Here is a 3,432-nt window from a genome sequence, read left to right as displayed (position 1 = left end):
CTTTAAAATGGAACTTCAGAACGTTTCCTTCGGGTGCTTTTGTCAGGACAATGCTTTCTTTCACTCCTGTATTCAGGGATTCATAGGAAAATGTGCAGTCTTTCTTCTCTGATTCATATGAGACTTTGACCTGTTTTTCCTCGGTATTTCCCCGTGCATCTTCCACCGTTTCTTCTTCCAGTCCGGTACGTGTTAATTTCTTTACCGATGTGAGGGCATCTTCCTGATCGTCTTTGTCTGTTGCTTCTGTATCTGCTGTCTGATCGTCAGATGTTGCTTCTGTCACTGCACGGACTGCCTGATCTGCCTGTGCAACTGCCTGTTCCACAGCTTTGGATGTCTGGTTATCTGACTGATCTTTTGAATCTGTTGTGTTGTCTGTATCTGTATTATCTTTATTCTCTTTTTCCTCTCCATAGATTGGTGCGAAAGAGATCTCATACTTTCCATTTTCCATCAAAACCGGGGTCTTGTCTGTCAGTTTCTTTGGCAGATAGTGTTTCTTATCCCCTGTTTCATTTTCATAGGCATAGTCTTTTAAGCTGTTTCCGTTCTCGCTTTTTGAATCTTCTACTTTTACGAGTGTTGGATCGTAGTCTTCTAATGTTCCATTGTCTGTTTCAAAACGGACATCCTGGCCGTAAAAGATAGTTTGTTTCTTTCCATTTGAGAGCTGAAATGTTGTAGAATTCTTTGTGTTTTCACCTTTTATTACTTCTTTAGATTCTATCTTTGTATTTTCTGTTTTCTCAGATGCATAGATTTTCCGTGTCATTGTTGCAATCTGTGACCATTCGGCTGTTGTAGTAATCATTGTTATAATCAAGATCAATGCGAGCAGTCTCTTTGGTAAACTTTTTCTCATATTTAATAATTCCTTTTCTTTTTTATCATATCTATTTGCTTCTTATTCTTGTATCTGCTACTATAATATTATCCATGTGATACTGCTATCTGCTGTGTGCAGATAGACCGGTTGCCAGCCTTTGTATTCCATGGATTTTTTAATGTCCATAACCTTTTTCCCTCTTTCCGATTAAATGATGCCTTCTAAATTAGGGGTATTATTAAAATTTCCAATAATACCCCACCTACCATGTATCAATATTTTATTGTTTTCGTTTTTCATTTTACTATATGATAATTCTTTTTTCAACAACTATTTTAATTTAAAATAGTTAGATGTATTAAATTTATTTTTTTATTGAAAATATTCATATATTCATATAAAATATACCTAAGGAGTTGATAACCTATGAAATACAAAAAACTAACCCAATCACAATTACATATTATGAAAATATTATGGAACGAAAAAAAGCCTATGATTGCTTCTGATTTTGTTCAGCTTGATTCTTCGCTGAATCTGAACTCTGTTCAATCTGCATTGCGTTCTTTACTTAAGAAAAACTATATTGAAGTTTCCGACATTGTATATAGTGGTAAGGTTTTAACCAGAAGCTATATTCCTGTTGTTTCTTCTGAAGACTATGCTTCCGAGAATATTAACGGAGTTGTGAAGGATCTTTTATCTTCTAATATTCTTTTTCAATATGTAGAATCTGAAAATGATATTGAAGTTATTGAACGTTTACAGAAGAAATTAGAAGAACGTAAGAAAGCTCTGGAAAGGAAGTCCTAATATGACACCTGCAAATTATGGTTCCGTATTCAGTTCCTGTCTTTTTGGCAGTCTGATGATGCTTTATCTTTTTGTATTTTGCAGAAGTAACCGATTTATCTTAAGAAATGGAACTTCTGTGATTTATCTTGCTGTCGGAGTTGTCATGATCCGTATGCTTTTGCCTTGGAATTTTCATTTTGCCATGAATGTTGAATCCCATAAAATTCTTCCTTTTCTTTTTAATCTTTTAAGAGTGAAGATTTCATCTGTGGAATTTCTGACAATTCTTGTGATCATTTTGAGTGTTGGCAGTTGTTTAAGACTTGCTATATATTTTTATAAGCTTGTCTGCTATCATCATTTGCTTCATCAGTTAAATCCTCTTGATGACTTCAAAGTATCAAGGATTTTTTCTGATGTTTTGGAAGAATATCATTGCACGAAACAGATTTCAGTCTTTCAGGTACCTGGTCTTTCCAGTCCTGCAATTTCTGGTCTGCTTCATCCTGTGATTCTTCTTCCTGACAGCGAATACAGTGAGCAGGATCTGCGTTTTATTTTTATGCATGAGCTTAATCATTATCTGCATCATGACTTGTGGAAGAGTTTTTTCTGGGAACTGGTTGTATGTATTTACTGGTGGAATCCTCTTTCTTATATGATTCGCCGCCAGATCAAAGATACTGCTGAATATGCAAATGATATCAGTCTTACCAGAGATATGGATGAATTTACACGAACTGATTATATGTTGAGTCTTCTTAAGACTTCCAAACAAACTCATACCTTTCACGCCCTTCCAACACTGCATTTTCAGGAAGGTACGATTTTAAGTATTGAGAAAAGATGCGATCTGATCAGTGAGAGTCCAAAGATTCATAAAAATACATTTTCACAATTTCTGCATATTGGATGTATCTCTTTGTTATTTATTCTTTCGTTATGTTTTATCTTTCAACCTAGTTCACCACCCTCAAATCTTGACGATGATGGTGCTGTTATCTTTGATAAGCCTAATAGCAGTAATTCATTCTATATAAAACGAAAAGATGGCAAAGGTTATGATTTATATATCAAACAAGAAGATAGTTTTATGAATGCAGGAATCATTGAAAATCCTGAAGATTATAAAGGTTCAAAAATCTATTCCAATAAAAAGGAGGCTATGAAAATTTATGAAAACATTGAATAGGTTTATTTTTCTTTTTTTATTTAGTTTTATCGCAATTGGTCTATTTTCTGACTTAACTGTTTCAGCTCAGAACACCACTTCAAAACCTTCTACTGTTATTTCTGAAGAAGATTCTTCTGTATATAGTGGTGATGTTATAGTTTGGAAGTATAAAACTATGAATGGTAAATTATACAAAAGGAAATACAATCAAACAACAAAAAAATGGATTGGTAAGTGGATTCAAGCTTAAAAAAGAAAGGCCAGCAGATTTAATTGCTCTGCTAACCTTTCTTTTTTTCTATTAATTTCTGCGTAATCATTGAAACCATAATCCCACAAAATGCCCCACAGCTGTCGATCATCACATCAAATACTTTTCCTTCTCTCCCTGGAACAAATAATTGATGGATCTCATCAGTTGACGCATACCCTGTAGAGATCAACTGTGCGATCAATACTGCTTTCTTTCGATCCTTCACATCACAGGATACTGCCTTATAAGTAAAGAATCCAAGCACTGCATATTCTGTAAAATGTGCTGTCTTTCTAACGAATGTATGCACTACTTCCGCATGCATCATAAGATCTGCATTAGAATGAATCTGGAAGAATCCAAAAAAACTTAAGATCCTTG

At 34.3% G+C, this 3,432-nt stretch carries 5 protein-coding genes; 3 read left to right on the top strand and 2 right to left on the bottom strand.

Features of this window, described 5'->3' with window-relative positions:
- Positions 1–865 (bottom strand): hypothetical protein (locus KE503_RS14205; RefSeq protein ID WP_212385689.1); only part of this gene is annotated, 865 nt, incomplete at its 3' end.
- A 390-nt stretch (positions 866–1,255) separates the two neighbouring features.
- Between KE503_RS14205 and KE503_RS14200 the strand changes: the two genes are divergently transcribed.
- The 3 genes from KE503_RS14200 to KE503_RS14190 are packed head-to-tail and all read left to right on the top strand — an operon-like array spanning position 1,256 to position 3,048.
- The gene (locus KE503_RS14200; RefSeq protein WP_117945359.1) at positions 1,256–1,642 is read left to right on the top strand and encodes a BlaI/MecI/CopY family transcriptional regulator; all 387 of its coding nucleotides are present in this window, start codon (positions 1,256–1,258) and stop codon (positions 1,640–1,642) included.
- 1 nt (position 1,643) lies between these two features.
- Complete coding sequence (locus tag KE503_RS14195) at positions 1,644–2,816, top strand: M56 family metallopeptidase (RefSeq protein WP_212385688.1); 1,173 nt, start codon at positions 1,644–1,646, stop codon at positions 2,814–2,816.
- Positions 2,800–3,048 (top strand): hypothetical protein, encoded by a 249-nt coding sequence (locus KE503_RS14190; RefSeq protein ID WP_117945361.1) that lies wholly within the window; start codon positions 2,800–2,802, stop codon positions 3,046–3,048. The genes KE503_RS14195 and KE503_RS14190 overlap by 17 nt, the downstream gene beginning before the upstream one ends.
- Positions 3,049–3,079: 31 nt before the next feature.
- On the opposite strand, the gene KE503_RS14185 is transcribed toward KE503_RS14190, so the two are convergent.
- On the bottom strand, positions 3,080–3,432 hold a 353-nt coding region (locus KE503_RS14185), incomplete at its 5' end, for a VanZ family protein (protein WP_212385687.1).

Origin of the sequence: Anaerostipes sp. Marseille-Q3525, from assembly GCF_018223505.1 — a bacterium.
GTDB lineage: Bacteria > Bacillota > Clostridia > Lachnospirales > Lachnospiraceae > Anaerostipes > Anaerostipes amylophilus.
This window is presented reverse-complemented; position numbering and strand designations above follow the sequence as displayed.